General features: G+C 71.8%; 16 protein-coding genes. 5 read left to right on the top strand and 11 right to left on the bottom strand.

The genetic code is table 11. From position 1 onward, the window contains the following. The 3 genes from Ato02nite_RS27400 to gap form a co-directional block, all read left to right on the top strand. The coding region (locus Ato02nite_RS27400; RefSeq protein ID WP_213009510.1) for a discoidin domain-containing protein at nucleotides 1-502 on the top strand (502 nt) is incomplete at its 5' end. Nucleotides 503-542: 40 nt separating this feature from the next. Next, nucleotides 543-1,496, top strand: coding sequence for a GlxA family transcriptional regulator (locus Ato02nite_RS27395; protein ID WP_213009509.1), 954 nt, complete (start codon nucleotides 543-545; stop codon nucleotides 1,494-1,496). A 63-nt stretch (nucleotides 1,497-1,559) separates the two neighbouring features. Beyond that, complete coding sequence (gene gap / locus Ato02nite_RS27390; protein ID WP_213009508.1) at nucleotides 1,560-2,552, top strand: type I glyceraldehyde-3-phosphate dehydrogenase; 993 nt, start codon at nucleotides 1,560-1,562, stop codon at nucleotides 2,550-2,552. Here gap and Ato02nite_RS27385 read toward each other — a convergent pair. From Ato02nite_RS27385 to Ato02nite_RS27355, 7 genes are all read right to left on the bottom strand, one after another. Next, nucleotides 2,541-3,365, bottom strand: a complete 825-nt coding sequence (locus Ato02nite_RS27385; RefSeq protein WP_213009507.1) for a HEAT repeat domain-containing protein — start codon at nucleotides 3,363-3,365, stop codon at nucleotides 2,541-2,543. The genes gap and Ato02nite_RS27385 overlap by 12 nt on opposite strands. 28 nt (nucleotides 3,366-3,393) lie before the next feature. Next, nucleotides 3,394-4,053 carry an MSMEG_1061 family FMN-dependent PPOX-type flavoprotein gene (locus Ato02nite_RS27380; protein WP_213009506.1) on the bottom strand — a complete coding sequence of 220 codons (660 nt, stop codon included), beginning with the start codon at nucleotides 4,051-4,053 and terminating at the stop codon, nucleotides 3,394-3,396. A 29-nt stretch (nucleotides 4,054-4,082) separates the two neighbouring features. Continuing rightward, nucleotides 4,083-5,672, bottom strand: a complete 1,590-nt coding sequence (locus Ato02nite_RS27375) for a sensor domain-containing diguanylate cyclase (RefSeq protein WP_213009505.1) — start codon at nucleotides 5,670-5,672, stop codon at nucleotides 4,083-4,085. Nucleotides 5,673-5,813: 141 nt separating this feature from the next. After that, nucleotides 5,814-6,248: a hypothetical protein gene (locus Ato02nite_RS27370; RefSeq protein WP_213009504.1), complete on the bottom strand. Its 435-nt coding sequence runs from the start codon at nucleotides 6,246-6,248 to the stop codon at nucleotides 5,814-5,816. Nucleotides 6,249-6,252: 4 nt separating this feature from the next. Further along, nucleotides 6,253-6,699, bottom strand: coding sequence for a hypothetical protein (locus Ato02nite_RS27365; protein WP_213009503.1), 447 nt, complete (start codon nucleotides 6,697-6,699; stop codon nucleotides 6,253-6,255). Nucleotides 6,700-6,879: 180 nt separating this feature from the next. Then, nucleotides 6,880-7,182 (bottom strand): STAS domain-containing protein, encoded by a 303-nt coding sequence (locus Ato02nite_RS27360; RefSeq protein WP_213009502.1) that lies wholly within the window; start codon nucleotides 7,180-7,182, stop codon nucleotides 6,880-6,882. Beyond that, entirely contained in the window at nucleotides 7,179-11,261 is a 4,083-nt protein-coding gene (locus tag Ato02nite_RS27355) for a SpoIIE family protein phosphatase (protein ID WP_213009501.1), read from the bottom strand. Before Ato02nite_RS27355 ends, Ato02nite_RS27360 begins: the two co-directional genes overlap by 4 nt. A 227-nt stretch (nucleotides 11,262-11,488) precedes the next feature. Here Ato02nite_RS27355 and Ato02nite_RS27350 point away from each other — a divergent pair, with 227 nt between their 5' ends. Next, nucleotides 11,489-14,230, top strand: coding sequence for a TIM-barrel domain-containing protein (locus Ato02nite_RS27350; protein WP_213009500.1), 2,742 nt, complete (start codon nucleotides 11,489-11,491; stop codon nucleotides 14,228-14,230). Here the strand turns inward: Ato02nite_RS27350 and Ato02nite_RS27345 are convergent. The 4 genes from Ato02nite_RS27345 to Ato02nite_RS27330 all read right to left on the bottom strand — a co-directional run bounded on the left by Ato02nite_RS27345 (nucleotide 14,208) and on the right by Ato02nite_RS27330 (nucleotide 17,762). After that, nucleotides 14,208-15,584 carry an FAD-dependent oxidoreductase gene (locus Ato02nite_RS27345; RefSeq protein WP_213009499.1) on the bottom strand — a complete coding sequence of 459 codons (1,377 nt, stop codon included), beginning with the start codon at nucleotides 15,582-15,584 and terminating at the stop codon, nucleotides 14,208-14,210. The two genes, Ato02nite_RS27350 and Ato02nite_RS27345, sit on opposite strands and share 23 nt — an antisense overlap. A gap of 61 nt (nucleotides 15,585-15,645) precedes the next feature. Further along, complete coding sequence (locus Ato02nite_RS27340; protein WP_213009498.1) at nucleotides 15,646-16,023, bottom strand: hypothetical protein; 378 nt, start codon at nucleotides 16,021-16,023, stop codon at nucleotides 15,646-15,648. A gap of 66 nt (nucleotides 16,024-16,089) precedes the next feature. Continuing rightward, nucleotides 16,090-17,157 carry a lysylphosphatidylglycerol synthase transmembrane domain-containing protein gene (locus Ato02nite_RS27335; RefSeq protein WP_213009497.1) on the bottom strand — a complete coding sequence of 356 codons (1,068 nt, stop codon included), beginning with the start codon at nucleotides 17,155-17,157 and terminating at the stop codon, nucleotides 16,090-16,092. Between the two features lie 86 nt (nucleotides 17,158-17,243). Further along, nucleotides 17,244-17,762 carry a CGNR zinc finger domain-containing protein gene (locus Ato02nite_RS27330; RefSeq protein WP_213009496.1) on the bottom strand — a complete coding sequence of 173 codons (519 nt, stop codon included), beginning with the start codon at nucleotides 17,760-17,762 and terminating at the stop codon, nucleotides 17,244-17,246. Nucleotides 17,763-17,788: 26 nt separating this feature from the next. Between Ato02nite_RS27330 and Ato02nite_RS27325 the strand changes: the two genes are divergently transcribed. Beyond that, a partial coding sequence (locus tag Ato02nite_RS27325; RefSeq protein WP_213009495.1) for an MFS transporter occupies nucleotides 17,789-18,491 on the top strand: 703 nt, incomplete at its 3' end.

Genomic DNA, 18,491 nt, shown 5'->3' with positions numbered 1-18,491 from the left:
GCTGGACGCGCCGACACCGACCAACAACAACACCAACGCCGCGAGAATCTACGAGCTGGAGGTGTACGGGTCGTCCGGCGCCCCGGTGGATCTCGCCCTGCGCACGGTCGCGACCGCCGACTCGTCCTGCGGTACCGGCGAGAGCGCCGACCGGGCGTTCAACGGCAGCTGGCTCGGCGGCTGGTGGGACAAGTGGTGCTCGACGGGATCGTCGAAGTGGTTGCAGAGTGATCTGGGCGCCACGAAGCACATCGGCTCGGTGGTGCTCCGGCACGCCGGTGCGGGCGGGGAGTACCCCTCGTGGAACACCCGCGACTTCGACATCCAGACGTCCCCCGACGGAACCACCTGGACCACCCGGGCGTCGGTGCGCGGCAACACCGCGGACAGCACGACCACGTCGTTCAGCGCGGACGCCCGCTATGTCCGGCTGACCGTGATCACGCCGGCGTCGGACGGCAACACCGCCGCCCGCATCTACGAGATGGAGGTCCGCGGGTAGCGCCCCGGCGGGGTGATCCGGGCCCGTTACGCTCGGTGCGATGGCCGCCGACCGATTGAATCGCATCGCCGTACTCGTCCTGGAAGGGGCGAAACCGCTCGATGTCGGCATTCCCGCACAGGTGTTCACGACCCGGGCGAGCATGCCCTACGAGGTGCGGGTGTGCGGTCCGGCGCCGGGGTTGGTGACCGGCGGCGACGGGTTGTCGTACCACGTGGCCGACGGCCTCGAGGCGCTCGCCTGGGCCGACATCGTCTTCATCCCCGGCTACCGCTTCCCCGACCGCGAGGACCCGCCGCCGGCCGTGGTCGACGCGCTGCTCGCCGCCCACGCCCGCGGCGCGCGGCTGGCCGCCATCTCCACCGGCGCGTTCGCGCTCGCCGCCACCGGCCTGCTCGACGGGCTCCGCGCGACCACGCACTGGCACTACACCCGTGCGCTCGCGGCGAAACACCCGCAGATCCGGGTCGACGAGAACGTGTTGTTCGTCGACGAGGGCAGCGTGCTCACCTCGGCCGGGGCCGCTTCCGGCATCGACCTGTGCCTGCACATCCTGCGCGGCGACCTCGGCATGGCCGGCGCCAATCACGCGGCCCGGCGGCTGGTCGCGGCCCCCTACCGCAGCGGCGGCCAGGCCCAGTACGTGCCGCACAGCGTTCCCGAGCCGCTCGGCGAACGGTTCGCCGCCACCCGCGAATGGGCGCTGCACCGCCTCGGTAAGCCGCTCACCTTGGAGATGCTCGCCCGGCACGCGGCGGTGTCACCGCGTACGTTCTCCCGGCGCTTCGCCGAGGACACCGGTTACACGCCGATGGAGTGGATCCTGCGGGCCCGCATCGACATGGCTCGCGAGCTGCTCGAACGCTCCGCGCTGGGCGTCGAGCGGATCGCCGCCGAGGTGGGCCTCGGCACCGGCGCCAACCTGCGGATGCACTTCCGGCGCCTGCTGGGCACCACCCCCACCGAGTACCGCCGTACGTTCCGCCTGGCGTGATCCTTGCGAACCATGGCGCGCCCGCCGCTGTCTGTTACGCCTGGTTTTCGTGAGGCTTACGACATGACACGCATCGCCATCAACGGATTCGGCCGCATCGGCCGCAACGTGCTGCGCGCTCTGCTGGAGCGGGACAGCAAACTCGACGTCGTCGCCGTCAACGACCTCACCGAACCCGCGGCCCTCGCCCGCCTGCTCGCCTTCGACACCACCGCCGGCCGGCTCGGCCGCCCGGTCACCGTGGACGGCGACGAACTCGTCGTCGACGGCCGCCGCATCAAGGTGCTGGCCGAACGCGACCCGGCCCAACTGCCGTGGGCCGCGCTGGGCATCGACATCGTCCTGGAGGCGACCGGCCGCTTCACGTCGGCCACCGCCGCCCGCGCCCACCTGACGGCGGGCGCGAAAAAGGTCCTGGTGGGCGCGCCCTCCGACGGCGCCGACGTGACCATCGCGTACGGCGTGAACAACGACGCGTACGACCCGGCCACCCACACCATCGTGTCGAACGCGTCCTGCACCACCAACGCCCTGGCCCCGCTGGCGGCGGTCCTGGACGAGCTGGCCGGCATCGAACACGGCTTCATGACCACGGTGCACGCCTACACCCAGGAGCAGAACCTCCAGGACGGCCCGCACCGCGACCCCCGCCGGGCCCGGGCCGCCGCCGTCAACATCGTCCCGACCACCACCGGCGCGGCCAAGGCGATCGGCAAGGTCCTGCCCCGCCTGGACGGCAAACTGGCCGGCGACTCGATCCGGGTCCCGGTCCCGGTCGGCTCGATCGTGGAGCTGAACACCACGGTCACCCGGGAGGTGACCCGGGACGAGGTGCTGACCGCCTACCGGGTGGCCGCCGACGGCCCGCTCGCCGGCATCCTCGAGTACTCGGAGGACGCCCTGGTCTCCGCCGACATCGTCGGAAACCCGGCGTCGTCGATCTTCGACTCGGCCCTGACCAGGGTGGACGGCCGCCACATCAAGGTGGTCGCCTGGTACGACAACGAGTGGGGCTTCTCGAACCGAGTGATCGACACCCTCGAGCTACTGGCCTGACGAGGGGGTCTTCTCCCGTTCGGTGATGGCGGCCTGGATGCGGCGGAGCGTGCGCAGGGCCTTCTTCGCCGCGGTGCGCACCTCGCCGTCGAAGACGGTCACGCCGCGGTCGCCGGCCATCAGCCGCTCCAGCGTCGGTACCGCCTGGTCGTCGCCGGTCGATCCGAGCGCGACGGCCGCCCAGTAACGCTGATCCGGGTCCGGGCTGTCGGCCGCGGCCAGCAGCCGGGGCAGCACCTCCGGGGTGAACAGGGCCAGCGTGCTGGCGAGATAGCCGATCCGGGGGAACCGCCGATGCTCGAACTCGTCCCAGAGCGCCTCCAGCGCTTCGGCGCCGCCGATGCGGGCCAGGGCATCGGCGGTTCGCTGGCGTAACCAGTCGGCCTGGTCGCCGAGCAGCGGCCGCAGCGCGGGCACCACCGTGGCGTCACCGAGGCGGCCGAGCGCGGTCACCGCCTCGTCCTGGACGATCCACTGTGCGTGGTCGAGGAGGGTGAGCAGCTGCGGCACGGCGGCCCGGATGTCCATCGCCGCGCAACCCTTCGCGGCCCACGCCTGGCAGTTGTACCGGGTGTCGCCGAGCGCGGCGAGCAGCGGCTCCTGCAATCCCGCGTCGGCGAAGACGGCCGCCTGGTTCAGCGCCCGCGAGTACAACGACCGGTGGAAATCCCGGTAGTCGCGGACGAGCACGTGCAGCGCCGCGATGGCCGATTCGTCACCGTGCTCCCGGGCCCGGTCGAGCAGGTCGTGCACGTGCGCTTCGCGGGTCGCGAGGTCACCGGATCGAAGGCCCTGCAGGTCAGCGGGATTCACTGCCCGACCATACGCGCCACCGGGCGGGTCACTCGTACCGGTACTTCAGCGCGTCCGCCTCCGTCCGCTCGATGTCGGCGATGGTCAGCTCCGGCATCCGCAGCTGGGCCAGGGTCACCTCGGCCGAGGTCGGCTGGGCGTCGGCCGGCAGCCACCGCTCCGGCTTCCACGTCGCGCTGCGCAGGAACGCCTTGGGGCAGTGCGGGAAGATCTCCTCGATCCCCAGCACCAGCGCACTGGCCGGCGGCTTGCCCACGGCGGTCAGCTGCGACAGCAGATCCGGGCGGGTGGAGACGCAGGCCCGGCCGCTCATCCGGAGCGTCGTGGCGCGCCCCGGGATGATGAACAGCAGCCCGGCCCGTCCGGTGGCGACGACGTTCTGCAGGGTGTCCAGACGCTTGTTGCCGGTCGCGTCCGGGATCGCCACCGTCCGGGAGTCCAGGACGGCGACGAACCCGGCGGGACCACCGCGCGGGGAGAGGTCGAAGTTGCCCTCGGCGTCCGCGCTGGCGATCAGGACCAGCGATGCGCAGCCGACCAACTGCCGGGTCTGCTCGGTGAGTTCGGTCATCTGCTTCCGCACCGCCGCGTCGCTCGGCAGTGCGTACACCTGGCGCAGCGCCTCCTGGTCGGGCACGGCGTCGTGGAGCAGCGAGTCGAAGGCGGTGGTGGCAGGGGCTCGCGTCATGCATCGACCATAATCGACCCGCCGGGTGGTCAGGAGCCCGAAAGAACCAGGGCGGTGCGGGTCTTCTTGGCCTCGTACATGGCGGCGTCGGCCCGGGCCATCAGATCGTCCGCGCCCGACCCGGCGTGCGGTGACCAGGCCACGCCCACGCTGGCCTGCGGGACCAGGATCTCACCGGCCACGTCCACGCCACTGCCGCTCAGGGCGGCCAGCAGATCCGCGCCGATGCGTTCGGCCTGCTGGGGTGCGGGCAGGTCGCGGCAGATGACCACGAACTCGTCGCCGCCCAGGCGGCCGACCACCCCGCCGGCCGGGGCGGCCAGGCGCAGGCGGGACGCCACGTGGGTGAGCAGCCGGTCGCCGGTGGCATGCCCGTACCGGTCATTGACCTGTTTGAAGCCGTTGAGGTCGAGAAAGATGACCGCCGTGCCGGGGCTCTCCACCGCGTCCTGCAGTTCGGCCATCGTGGCGGCCCGGTTGTGGCAGCCGGTGAGCGGGTCGAAGGTGGCCCGGTGCCGCAACTCCTCGCGCAGGCGCACCTCCTCGGTGACGTCGGTGAGGCAGACGATCGCGCCGGTCACCGCGCCGTCGTCGCCGGTGAGGGCGCGCAGGATCGCCCGGACCCGGCGCACCCCGCGGCCGGCCGGGCGATGCCCGTACTCAAGGTCGGCGTCGTTCCCCGAGTCCAGCACGTCGGCGATGGCGTCCTCGGCGGCCGGCCGGTCGGCCGGCACGATCGCGTCGAACACGGCATCGCCGAGGACGTCACCGGCCTGCGTGTTCATCCACCGGGCGGCGCGGTCGTTCAGGTAGGTGACCCGGCGGTCGCGGTCGATCTGCAGGATGGCCAGCGGCAGCGTCTCGGTGAGCCGGCGCATCAGCTGCTCGGCGGCGCGGACCGCCTCCTGGGCGGCCATCTCGTCGGAGATGTCCAGCATCTCGGCAACCACCCGGGGGTGGTCGGGGTCGGCGAGGTGGTTGTGGTTGGTGATCTCGAACCACACCGGGTGGCCGTCGCGGTGCAGGTGCCGCAGCCGCACCCGGCGGGCCGAGCCGGGCGGGGCGCTCAGCATGTCGATCCAGCCGGCGATGGCCCGGTCGTGGTCGTCCGGATGGACCAGCTCCAGGGTCCGGCGGCCGACGAGCTCCGCCGGCGACCAGCCGAGCAGCAGGGACACCTCCGGCCCGACCTCGGTGATCACCGAAGTCTGGTCCTTGTGCATCGTCACAAGCCGGGGCCGCACCTGGTCGTGCGACAGGACCGTGCCGGTCGCGTGGTCCTCCAGCCCGGTGAGGATCCCGACGAAGACCCCGAACCGGTGCGTCATGTCGATGAAGTGCACCCGAACCTGCAGGTCCGGCGCGGCGACCGGCCGGACCAGGCAGTTCGCCACACCCTCGGGCACCACCCGCATCCACGCGTCGACCATGGCCCGGTGGTCGTCGCCGATGACCAGGCCGAGCATCGAGGGCGGCCCCTCGATCGGCGGGTGCCCGAGGGCGGCGAGCTCGGCCGGCGACGGCACGAGCATCCCGGTGGGCCCGATCGCCCCGAGGAAGGCGCCCGGGTGCTGCGCCAGGGTGGCGGCGAACACGGCATCGCGGCGCGCGGGTTCCATCACGAGGTCATCGGCCACACGGTCCGAGATCGGCCGCCCCGCGGCAGACCTGAGGCTAACCGGCGTATGCGACGGTGGCGGGTCGGCTAGGCAAACTACCCAAAGGCGGCGGTCGGCGCGCGGGCCATGGTGCGGTGGTTGCTATCGACGAGTCTTTCGTATCTCGATCGCCTTGAGCGCGAGACTCTCGGCCGCTTGGCCCATCGCGGGAGCGGAGCCGTCCTCGCTGCAGCACGGAGGTTTGGTGCGTTTTTCTGACGACTCCGGCTCATGGCCGACCAAGCGGTACAGCTCGGAGTAGATGTTGAAGTCGGGATCGCTGTCATCGTGGTCGGCCACCAGCAGAACCCACGCCGTTTGTGGAGACTCGAAGGCCACGATGACGCGGAGGCGCCCGCCAAGGTGTTTGTCGCAAAGTCTCTCCAGCGGGTCTGCCCCGGTAAGGCGGTAGGAGAGAGCTGCGCACCCGTTTACTTCGAGATCACGCAGGAAGGCGATGATCTTCTTTTGATCGCCCTTGGCCCGGCTCCTCAACTGCTGGTCAGCGCGTGGCGTCCGAAAGATCTTCACTGACATGCGACTAGTCTGCGATCCCCAGATCTCTTTCCAGCTCGTCTATGTCAGTCGGTATTCCGTCACCCCGGCGCATCTGCACCAGGCTCTCCCTGAGATCCGAGCGTTCAAGCACCGCGTTGTCAGCAAGGCGTTGCCATACCTTGTTGAGCAGGTCATGAGTCTGGCCGGCGGCACGCAGCTCGCGTACCAACGCGATGACCTCGTAGAGACGACGCACATCGAGGCCATTGTCTTGCGCATCGGCATAGATCAGCAGGCCGCGACGGGTCCAGCTCCGAACCGTAGGCTCGCTGACTCCCAGCAAAGGAGCTGCAACTGACACAGGGATGGGATCCAGGTCGGCTAAAACATCTCTGCTGACCTTTAGGAGGTCGGCGCGGCTTTGATCGTCTTCGCTGATCCGGCTGGCGATCCGCTCGAGAACTCCCACCCGCGACAGGACCTTCTCCACCTCGGCACGCCTTGATCTACGACGAGGCCTCCGACGCACAAACCGCTTGGCTTTGTCTGCGGGGTAGCTCATCGCGTTGCCTCCAACCGCTGCCCGTACTTTCGAGTATGGGGCCTCATTCCGAAAGTTGGTAGGAGGTGGGAAGCCGGGGCTGGTGGTCCGCCGGGTGTGACGTGCCGGTCAGGTGTTGTGGATCGTGGTCAGGTCGGCCAGGCCGGCTACCGTCAGCACCGGGGCCAGCAGGGGCGAGGCCACCAGCTTCACCTGTTCGATGTGCGGGAACAGGGCGGCCAGGCCGGCGCTGTCCAGGTATTCCACCGCGGTCAGGTCGACGATGATCGGGGTCTCCGCGGCCTGACTGCGGGCGTCGGTCAGGGCGGTGGCGAAGGCGTCGGCGTTGCTCATGTCGATCTCGCCGATGGCGGCCAGGATGACCGCGCCGTCCGGGTGCCGGCCGGTGGTGAAGGTCAGTGCGGTGCTCATCGCGGGATCCTTGCCTGCAGGGCGACGACGGTGCCGGCCGTGCCGGTGGTGACGGTTACCTCGGTCATCAAGGCTCTCATCAGCTTGAGGCCTCGTCCCCGATGTGGATTGGCGGCGGGCTGGGGTGTCTTCCAGCGGCCGCGGTCGGTGATGGTCAGCCGCAGTTCGTCGGCGGTGGCGGCGGCCCGCAGGCGGATCTGCTCGCCGGCGATGTGCCGGTGTCCGTGCTCGATGGCGTTGGCGCACGCCTCGCCCGCGGCGACGAGAACGTTCTGCGCGGTGGTGGAGTCGATGCCGCAGCGGGCCAGCCAGCCGCGCAGGGCCGAGCGGACGGGGGAGAGGCGGCCGGGTTCGGCCGGGAAGTCGAGTTCGAGCGGGCCGGGGTGCCGGTAGAGCAGCAGGGCCACGTCGTCGTCGTACCCGCCGGTGGGTGCCATCCGGACCATCAGGCCGGCCGCCAGGTCCTCGATCGCGGTGGCGCGGCCCTCCTGGACGGCGGCGGTGACCCGGTCGATGCCGTCGGTCAGCGGCCGCCGGCGGCGTTCGACCAGGCCGTCGGTGTAGAGCAGCAGCGTGGCGCGGGCCGGCACGGTGTAGAGCGCCTCGGGGCGTTCGGCGCTCAGCGGGACCCCGAGCGGCCGGGACCGGCCCTGGTCGAGCAGGTCGCTGGTGCCGTCGGGGTGGATGACCACGGCGGGTGGATGCCCGGCGCTGGAGTAGGCGAGTTCGCCGCCGGCCGGGTCGAGGACGCCGCAGAAGACGGTGGCGCAGGTGGCGCCGGGCAGTTGCGCTGCGAACCGGTCGAGGGCGGCCAGGGTCTGGGCCGGGTCGGTGTTCTGCAGCAGCAGGGCCCGGCAGGCGCTGCGGAGCTGGCCCATCACGGTGGCCGCCTGCAGGCCGTGCCCGACGCAGTCGCCGACGACGATGCCGATCCGCCCGTCGTCGAGCGGGACGGTGTCGTACCAGTCGCCGCCGACCTTCAGCGGCCGGGTGGCGGGGGCGTACCGGACGGCGAAGCCGGCGGGCAGCTGGGCCGGGCCGAGGATGGCCCGCTGCAGCGCCAGCGCGGTCTCCCGCTGCTGATCGATCTGGTGTATCCGGTGCAGGCCCTGGCCGAGGTGCCCGGCCAGCAGGGCGAGCAGGGTCTGGTCCTGCTCGGTGAAGGGCCGGTTCTCGGCCAGCTCGACCCGCAGCACCATGGTGCCGTCCGGGTGCTCCAGCGCGATGCCGGCCCCGCCGGACCGCTCGGCAACCGGCGTGAGCAGTGGCTCGTCGCGCAGCTGGGCGATGGCCGCACGGCGTTGCTCGGCCAGGTCGGCCCAGCTCGACGACGGGTCGGTGGTGGTCAGCGTGGGCGGGCCGGAACCGTTGAACACGGCCGTGTACACCTCGGTGGCCTGCCACAGCTCCTTCAGCGACGACATCACCCCGGACAGTGCGCCGGCCAGGCTGTCGGCCTGGGACAGGTGCACGCTGAGCGCGGCGAGCGCGTTGTCCCGCTGCACGGCGTAGTGCTCGGCGGTGACGTCGCGGAACGTGCCGACGATGACGCGCCGCCCGGTGTCCGGGTCCTCGACCCGGTTGAACGCGGCGGCCACCCACAGCCGGTGCCCGTCGCGGTGCGCCACCGGGATCGTGTAGGTGCCCCGGGCCTGGTCGACGAGCAGCGCGAACGCGTCGACCACCAGTTGGTACCCCTCGGGGTCGGCGGCCTGGTCCGGCCACCACGGGTGCACCGGGGCGTACGGGAGCCCGTCCGGCCCGTACCCGAGAATGTCGGTGAAGGTCGAGTTGATCTCGATGACCGCGCCGTCCTCGTCGCAGACGAAGAACGCCTCCTGCAGGGAGTCGATCAGGGCGGTGCGCCACCGCGCGTGGTGGTTGCGCAGCCGGGCCAGTTCCACGTTGGCCCGCACCCGGGCCAGCAGCTCCGCCGAGGAGAACGGCTTGACCAGGTAGTCGTCGGCGCCGGCTTCGAGGCCCTCGATGGAGGCCTCCTGGCCGGCCCGGGCGGACAGCAGCAGCACCGGCGTGCCGGCCGTACGCGGGTCCGAGCGCAACGCCGCCAGCAGCTCGAGGCCGTCCATCCGGGGCATCATGACGTCGCTGACGATCAGGTCGGGGAGCTGCCCGCGGGCCTCGTCGAGGGCCTCCTGACCGTCGGCGACCGCCTGCACCGCGTGCCCGGCCGAGCGCAGCAGCCGGGTGAGGTAGTCGCGCATGTCCGCGTTGTCGTCGGCGACCAGCACCCGGGCCGGGCTCTGGGCGGCCGGAACGGCGGGCTCTTCCTCTTCGGCCGAGGACGAGGACGAGGGCAGCCAGCGCAATGCTTCCTGAACGTACGGGTCGGCAGTTTTCGAAACCGCGGAGCTGGGGTTCACCGCGGCCAGTGGCTCGGAGCCGAACGGCAGCCGGATGGTGAAGGTGGTGCCCACCCCGACCGTACTGGTGGCGTCGATGGTGCCGCCGTGCAGCTCGACCAGCTCCTTGACCAGGGCCAGGCCGATGCCGCTGCCCTCGTTGGAGCGGGAGCGGGCGTTCTCGATCCGGTGGAACCGCTCGAACAGCCGCGGCATCTCGTCGGCCGGCACCCCGATGCCGGTGTCGGCGACGGTGACCACCGCCCGGTCGCCGGCCGGGTGCACGGCGATCCGCACGCTGCCGGTGAAGGTGAACTTCAGGGCGTTGCTGAGCAGGTTGAGGATCACCTTCTCCCACATGCCGCGGTCCAGGTGAACCGGCCGGTCGAGGGGCGGGCAGTCCACCTCGAAGGCCAGGCCGGCCCGCTCGACGGCGGAGCGGAACACACTGGCCAGCTCGCTGGTGGCGGCGGGCAGGTCGACCGGCTCGTAGTGGGCCTGCATCCGGCCGGCCTCGATGCGGGAGAAGTCGAGCAGGGTGTTGACCAGCTTGCCGAGTCGCAGCCCGTTGCGGTGGATGACGTCGAGCTCGGCGCGGACCACCTCGTCGGGGTTGCGGGCGAGCAGTTCCTCGACCGGGCCCATGATCAGGGTCAGGGGCGTACGGAACTCGTGGCTGATGTTGGAGAAGAACGCGGTCTTGGCCCGGTCGAGTTCGGTCAGTTCCTCGGCCCGGCGCTGCTGGGCCTCGTAGTTGCGGGCGCTCGCGATGCCGGCCGCGACGTGCCCGGCGGCCAGCTCGACGAAGCCGCGGTAGCCCTCGTCGAGGACGCGGTACCGGTTGAGGCCGGCCACCATGAACCCGTACGGCGTACCGCCCTGTTGCAGGAGCGGGACCAGCAGCGCCTGGGTGGGCGGCTCGGTCCAGTCGCCGGCCGGCAGATCGCCGTCGAGCGCCACCACCGGGCTCTCGCCGCGGGCGAGGGCCGCGACGGGCCAGGCGGCGGCCGGTGGCTGCTCGTCCGCGATGCCGGTGGATGCGGCCAGCCGGACGTCGGTGCCGTCGGAGCCGTCGAACATGTAGGTCAGCGTGAAGGGCAGATCGCGCCGGTTGCGGCCGAGCTGGGCGGACGCGAAGGCCAGCATCTCGTGCTCGGTGCGGATCGCGCTGGGGTCGGAGCCGAGGTCCCGCAGGGTCGCCATCCGGCGCTCGCCGATGACCCGCTCGGTCTCCTCGCTGACCACGCACAGCATCCCGACCAGCGCGCCCTCGTCGTCGCGCAGCGGGCTGTAGGAGAACGTGTGGTAGCTCTCCTCCCGGTACCCGGAGCGCTCGACGAACAGCAGCAGCGCCTCGTCCCAGGTGGCGATCCCGCTGGAGAGCACGGTCTCGATGCGCGGGCCGATGTCGCCCCAGATCTCGGCCCACACGACACTGGCCGGCCGGCCCAGCGCCCACGGATATTTCTCGCCGAGCGTGTCCCGCCGGTACGCGTCGTTGCAGAAGAACGTGAGATCCGGCCCCCACGCCATCCACATCGGGAAACGGGACGAGAGCAGGATGCTGACCGCGGTGCGCAGACTCTGCGGCCAGTCGGCGGGCGGCCCCAGCGGCGTCTCGTCCCAGCGCACCGCGGCGAGGTCCCGGCCGACGTCACCGCCGCCGGCGAGCACCTCGGCGTCGGTTGCGCGGACCGGCCGGTGTTCGCCCTCACCCATTGCCCCGAGCTCTCCTTCACCGTGCCGTGCCTGCGGCTTGCAGAATAGGCGGACCGCCCGCGTCGCGCCCGTCGGACGGGCGGGAGTACCCCCCAGAGGCGGGTGCGTTCGGACATGCCGGTGGATACGCGAGTGCAGCCCTTGATCGATGTATTGACATTTGTTTCGGTCTGACGACAGCGTTGTCACCAGCGGATGTCGGGATTCATCCGGGCGAGGGGTGCACCATGCGCGATCACGGTTCTGTCCGGCGGGCCGCCGCCGGTGTGGCGAGTGTCATCCTGTTCGGCGGGCTGGCCGTCGCGCCGTCGTCGCCGGTCCAGGCCCGTCCGAGGATCGCCGCCGTGGTCTCCGGTGACGCCCGCTTCCAGGTGCTCTCGCCGACGCTGATCCGCACCGAGTACGCGCCGGGCGGGAAGTTCACCGACACCGCCACCTTCAACGTGGTCGGCCGCGACAAGTTCGCGCCCACGCCGTACCGCGCCAGCACCGCGCAGGGCTGGCTGACGATCGACACCGGGGCGCTGACGCTTCGCTACCGGGTGGGTTCCGGGTCGTTCTCCACCGACAACCTGACCGTAGGGCTACGCGCCGGGCAGCAGACCGTGCAGGCCGCGCCGTGGACCGGGCACACCGCCCCGGACTGCGCGATCGGGGTCCTGTGCGAGGCCGAATCGCTGGCCGTGAGCGGGCCCGGGGTCGCCTCCGACCACAGCGGTTACACCGGGGCCGGGTTCGCGGCCGGCTTCCAGGCCACCGGCGACTCGCTCGGGTTCGTGGTCACCGCCCCCACCGCCGGGGCCTATCAGCTCGGCGTGCGCTACGCCAACAGCACCGGGGGCGACGGCCAGAACGTCACCCGTACGCTCACCGTCTCGGTCGACGGTGCTGCCGCCCGTACCCTCAGCCTGCCGCCGACCGGAAGCTGGGACACCTGGGCCGTGGCGAACGCGGGGTTGGATCTGGCCGCCGGGCGGCACCAGATCAGCGTCGTGCGCGGTGCGGCCGACTCCGGCAACGTGAACATCGACAGTCTCGCCGTCGGCCGGCCCGGTGACGCGTACCCCGCTCCGGCGCCGCCGGCCCCGCAGCCGTGCCCGTTCGGCACGATCTGCGAGGCGGACACCGGCACCCAGGTCGGAGGAGCCAAGACCGCGCACGACCACAACGGGTACTCCGGTACGGGCTTCCTCGCCGGTCTCGAACAGACCGGAGCCGGAGCCGCCTACACCGTCACCGGCGTACCGCGGGCCGGCAGCTACCGGGTGCAGCTGCGCTACGCCAACGGCAAGGCCGGTGCGCAGCCGATCCAGTCCCGGTCCATCACCGTCAACGGCGTCGCCGCGACGCTCGCGCCGACCAGCGGCTGGGACTACTGGCGTACGGTCTCGGTCCCGGTGACGCTCGCGGCCGGCACCAACACCGTGACGCTGGGCTGCCCGACCGACGCCGCCTGCCACGTCAACGTCGACACGGTCGCGGTCACCACGGCGGGCTCGCCGCTGCTGGCGCCGCACGCGCCGCTCGGCGGTTACCGGCGCGGCCTGGACGGCGTCGACGGCGGCGCGCTGACCGCGCCCGGCCTGCTCTACTCCGACGGCTGGTCGCTGCTCGACGACTCGGTCGCGACCGGGCACCAGGACGCCTACGTCTTCGGGTACGGCCAGAACTACTCCCACGGCCTGCAGGACCTCTCCACCCTCACCGGCCCGACCAAGCTGCTGCCGAAATGGGCGTACGGCGTCTGGTACTCGGAGTATTACGACCGCACGGCCGCCGAGTTCCAGGGCATCGTGACCCGGGCCAAGGCCGAGGGCGTACCGCTGGACGTTCTGGTGGTGGACACCGACTTCAAGTCCCCCGACCGGTGGAACGGCTGGTCCATCGACCCGAGCCGGATCCCCGACCCGCAGGGCTTCGTCGACTGGCTGCACGCCCAGGGCGTGCGCACCGGCCTCAACATCCACCCGAGCATCCTCGGCTCCGACCCGAAGTTCGCGCAGGCCCAGGCCACCGCCAAGGGCAAGCTCCAGCGGGTCGGCTGCAACGGCGGCCCGGACTGCTACGTCTTCGACTGGGGCGACCCGGACCAGCTCGCCGCCTACCTCCAGCTGCACCGCGACATGGCCCCGAAGGGCCTGGACTTCTGGTGGCTGGACTGGTGCTGCGACGGCTCCCGGTCGTCGAAGGCCGGCGTCACCCCGGACTCGTGGATCAACCAGAAGTACGCCGAGGAGACCGGTTTCGCGTTCTCTCGGGCGTACGGGTCGCTGCAGGCCGGCGGGTACAGCGGACCGACGGCCGTGCCGACCGGACCGTGGGCCGACAAGCGCAGCACCCTGCACTTCACCGGGGACACCATCTCGAACTGGGAGACGCTGCAGTTCGAGGTCGGTTACACCGGCGGCGAATCGGTCGCCACCGGGCTGGCCGCGATCAGCCACGACATCGGCGGGCACACCGGCGGCCTGCAGGAGCCCGGCAGCGAGCCGGGCAGCACCAAGCTGCCGGACGACCTCTACGCCCGCTGGGTGCAGCTCGGCACGTTCCAGCCGATCGACCGGCTGCACTCCAACCACAGCGACCGGCTGCCCTGGCAGTACGGCCCGGCCGCCAAGGCGTCCGCCACGAAATTCCTGCAACTGCGCAAGCAACTGCAGACCTACACGTACGGCGTGGCCGCCGAGGCCACCCGCACCGGCACGCCCATCGTCCGCCCGCTCTACCTGGCCTACCCCGGCGAACCGGAGGCGTACGCCACGGCCGGCGCCGAATACCTGTACGGCCCCGACTACCTGGTCGCCCCGGTCACCACGCCGGGCACGACCGCCACCACCACGGTGTGGTTCCCGCCCGGCAGCACCTGGCGGGACTACTTCACCGGCACCACCTACGCCGGTGGTACCACCGCCCAAATCACCACGACCCTGGACACCATGCCGGTGTTCACGCGGCTCGCGCGCCGATAGCGAGCGCCCGCACCAGGAACCGCGGTTCGGCCAGGGCGCTCGGATGGGCGAGCAGAGTGGTGACCTGGCCGAGCCGCTGGTTGACCCGGTGGTCGCGCATCGACGCCTTGAAGATCAGGCCGCTCGCCCACCGGATCGCCCGGTAGCCCTTCGGGTAGGGGCCGTCGACGTGCGGGAGGGCGAGGTCGGCCGTGGTGGAGACCTGCCAGGCGGCGTCCACGACGACCTTCACGTCGCGGAAGTACGAGCGGGCCGGCCGGCTCAGGTCGGGCTCGCCGCGCAGGTACTCCGACAGCGCGGACGCGTGCAGCATCGCGGAGGTCATGCCCTGCCCGTACACCGGATTGAAAGAGGCCACCGCGTCGCCCGCCGCGACCAGCCGGGCGGGAAACCGGCGCAGCCGGTGGAACTCGCGGCGGCGACTGTCCGCCTGGTGGTAGGTGTTCACCTCGCCGACCAGCTCGGCGGTGGTGGCCACGGCGCCGAAGTCGGGCGGGAAGTCGGTCAGGCAACGCCGCCGGTACTCCTCCGGGTCGCGCCCGGGCCGATCGTCGGCGTACCCGGAGACGAGCATGGTCCACCGATCACCCTCGATCGGTGTGAGGCCGGCGATCCGGGCCACCCGGCCCGGCCCCGGATTGGCGATCGAGATGCACGTCCACACGGCCGGGTCGGCCGGCCGCCGGAACAGCGCGGTGGCGTAGTTGAGTCTGATGCCCATCCGCTTCATCTCCGGCTTCGCGAAGCCGTGCGCCTCGATCCACTCGCTGAGCCGACTCGACCTTCCGGTGGCGTCCACGACGAAGTCGGCCGCCTCCTCGATGCCGTCGTAACGCACCCCGGCGACGGTTTCCCGATCAAGGACCAGGCCTTCGGCCCGACCCCGCACCGTACGGACATTGGCCCGGCCCAGCACCCGGCGGCGGATCAGCGCCTCCAGGAACGGGCGGCTGGAGATCAGTGCCTTGGCGTCCGGGTCGCCCGGCGGCTCGTCGCGGAGCTCCCCGTCCAGGTAGAACCGGTTCGTGCCGGGCGGCGGGTTGACCGCACCGGCCGCGAGGGCCTCGTCGAGGAACCCGGGGAACCAGCGTTGCAGCTGGTTGATGCCGGACGGGAGCAGCGCGTGCACCTGGCTGCCCTGCGGGACACCGGGCCGCGGCGCGGGCTCCGGCGGCAACCCGGCCAGGTCGTCCCGGTCGATGATCAGCACCTGCTCGGCGTGGTCGCTGAGCACGCGGGCGGCCATCAGCCCGGCGATGCTGCCACCCAGCACGACCGCCCGCCGGAACAGCACCCGCTGACCCCGTGGCGCCTCGGACGCCGACAACACCGCGAAACGACGAGCAGCAGGCACCCGATCCCCCGTTGATCTCTTTCGCTCGACGGTACCGACAAGATCGAGGGTTGTCGCTGCTTCAGGCCTTCGAGTTGATGAACTCGTGCAGCCGCGCCCACTCGCCGTCCGGCAGGGCGCCGTAGACGCGGGCGTCGTCGATCAGGTCGCGCGCCCGGTCGTAGTCGCCGGCCAGGAAGGCCGCGCTGGCGTCGGCGTTGGCCTGGCGCCCCAGCGCACGCAGCTCCTCGGTGGTGCGGGCCACCTTCGGTACGGCCTGCTTGCGCAGCCAGGCCTGCTCCTCCTCGGTGGCGGCGGCGAGTTCGAAGACGTAGTGCAGGGAGTCGCCGGCCACGTTCCGGTAGGCCGGCGCCCACTGCTCCAGCGCCAGCAGCAGCTCGCGCTGCCGGATCTTCGCCCGTCGTTGCTGAAGGTCGTCGTTCTCGACCACCGCGGTCATCGGTCCTCCCCAGGGCCTAGATCAACTAGCCGGAGGATTCCCGCAGGCGCCGGCCCGAAACTGCCGTCACGACACGGCGAGATAACGATCTTCCGCCCGGGGCCCGGCCTCCTCGACGTGAACCGTGGTCGCCAGTGCTGGTGCGGTCGTGAGCGGTGCGGCCGCGCGCCGGATTCGCAGCCAGGAGAGCCAGCCGACGCCGATGATGAAGCCGAAGCTGATCACTCGGTAGAGCACCACCGTGGCCAGGGCGGCCGCGCCGCCCACCCCGCCCGCCATCAGGCCGAGGATCAGCGCGCTGTCGATGATCCCGAGGCCGCCCGGCACGATCGTGATGGTCCCGGCCGCCATCGCCGCGCAGAACGCCAGCAGCACGGCGGTCAGCCCGGCCGGCGGTTCGCCGATCGCCCGGAAGCACAGCCACAGGCAGACGGCGTCGAGCAGCCAGTTGAGCACGGCGTAGGCCGCCGCCGCGACGCCGTGTCCCGGGCTGAGCCGGGCCGCGCGCAACTGCTCAAGGAAGCCGCGGACGTGGTCGTGACCGTGGTGGGCCGGCCGGCGTCGCAGCCGGTTGAACCAGGCCAGGGGGAGCCGGGCGAGCTGCGCGGCCATCTCCGGGCGCTGCGCGATCCGGCGTACGCCCAGGGTCAGCAGCACGGCCGCGACCAGCAGGGCGACGAGGTTCGGCCAGTGGGTGGACCCGCCCGCCGCGATCGCACTGCCGAGGGTGACCACCGCGAGCGCGACGCCGGAGAGGATGCCGCTGAGCGCGATCACCCAGGAGGCGATGGCCGGGCTGGCCCCGAAGCGCCGCATCTGCTGATAGTTGAGCCGGGTCGAGAAGGCCGGCCCGCCGGGCAGGGTCTCGTTGAGCGAGTGCGCCGCGAGCGCGAGGCGCATGTTCTCGCGGTAGGGGGCCCGCACCCCGGCCGAGCGCAGCAGCCGGCGCTGCATGCGCGCGTAGGCACTCATCGAGGCCACCTCGGCGAACACCGCGAGGGCGAGCCAGCCCGGGTGCGGCGTGCGCAACTGGTGCAGCGCGCCGGCGAGCGACGACCAGCCCAGCACGAGCTCGGTGCCGAGCAGGCCGAGCACCACCACGACGGCCGCGGTCCGCACCCACGCCTTCTTCATCCACCAATGATTGCGCGGCGTGCAAGTTTTCTCAATGGGCAGACTTTGTGATGAACATGTCAGCCGAGCAGGGAAGACAGCGCCGGTCAGGCGGCTTGTCGGCGGCGATGGCGGCGGACGGCGTCGCGGTTCGCGCAGCGGGTGGAGCAGTAACGCTGCCGGCCGGTGCGGGACGTGTCGGCGATGACCAGGTCGCACTCGGCGACCGCGCAGCGGCGCAGCCGGTGCATACCCCGGCCGGCCAGGTGCAGGGCGGTGCCGACGGCGATCAGCGAGGTCAGCACCGTGCCGAGGGACTGGCCGGCGTCGCGGTAGTGCAGGTGCCAGCCGCCGGCGTGGTCGGTCAGCCGGGGGTGGGCGGCCGCGTCGGCGAGCATCCGGTTCAGCCGGGCCGCCCGCTCGTGCTCGGTCGCGGCGTCGACGATCGTTTCCCAGTCGTCCAGGACGGTCAGCGTCCGCTCCAGGTCGGCCGGGGTGACCGGGGTCTCCAGCACCAGGCCGGCGGCGCGGCAGCGCTCGGCCAGCTCGGTGGCGTCGGCCGGGCGCCGGTTCACCAGGTCGGCGGCCAGGTTCACCGCGTCCTCGCCGTAAGGGTTGAGGTGCACAAGACCATTACAGCAGGCTTGCCGGGGTGAGATATCGATGGGTCATCCTGGCCGTTGCCACCTTCACCCAGGCGGCCGCCGGATTCTTCGTGCAGGGCATCGGCGCCCTCGGCGTACACCTGCAATCGGATCTTGAAATTTCCGCCGCCCAGCTGGGCCTTCTCATCTCGGCCGGGCAATTCGTGCCGTTGATCGGGTTGCTGGTCGCCGGGGAGTTGCTCGACCGCTTCGACGAGCGCTGGGTGGTGACCGCGGGCGCGGGCGTGGTGGGCGCCGCCCTGCTCGCCGGGGCATTCGCACCCGGATACGCCGCGCTGCTCGCCGTCCTGCTGGTCGTCGGGGCCGGTTACAGCACCGTGCAGCCCGGCGGAAGCAAATCGGTGGCCGCCTGGTTCGACGCCTCCCGGCGCGGCACCGCGATGGGCATCCGCCAGGCCGGCCTGCCCCTGGGCGCCGCCCTGGCCTCGGCCACCCTGCCCGCGATCGCCACCGCGGCCGGCTGGCGAGCCACCCCACTCACCGGCGGCCTCATCGCGCTGCTCGGCGCGGCCGCGTTCCTGCTCCTGTACCGGCGCCCGCCCGGCCCTAGCCGGTCCGTCAGCGCCGCCCGGTCCAGTGGTTCCGGCGTTCCGCACGCCGACCCCGGCCGGCCCGTCGGCGCACCTGCCGACCCCGGCGGGCCCGCCGGCGCACCTGCCGACCCCGGCGGGCCCGCCGGCGCACCTGCCG

It is taken from the genome of Paractinoplanes toevensis (assembly GCF_018332695.1).
In the GTDB taxonomy this organism is placed as follows: domain Bacteria; phylum Actinomycetota; class Actinomycetes; order Mycobacteriales; family Micromonosporaceae; genus Actinoplanes; species Actinoplanes toevensis.
Note: the sequence above shows the minus strand (reverse complement) of the source record. Positions and strands in the feature narration are given on the sequence as shown.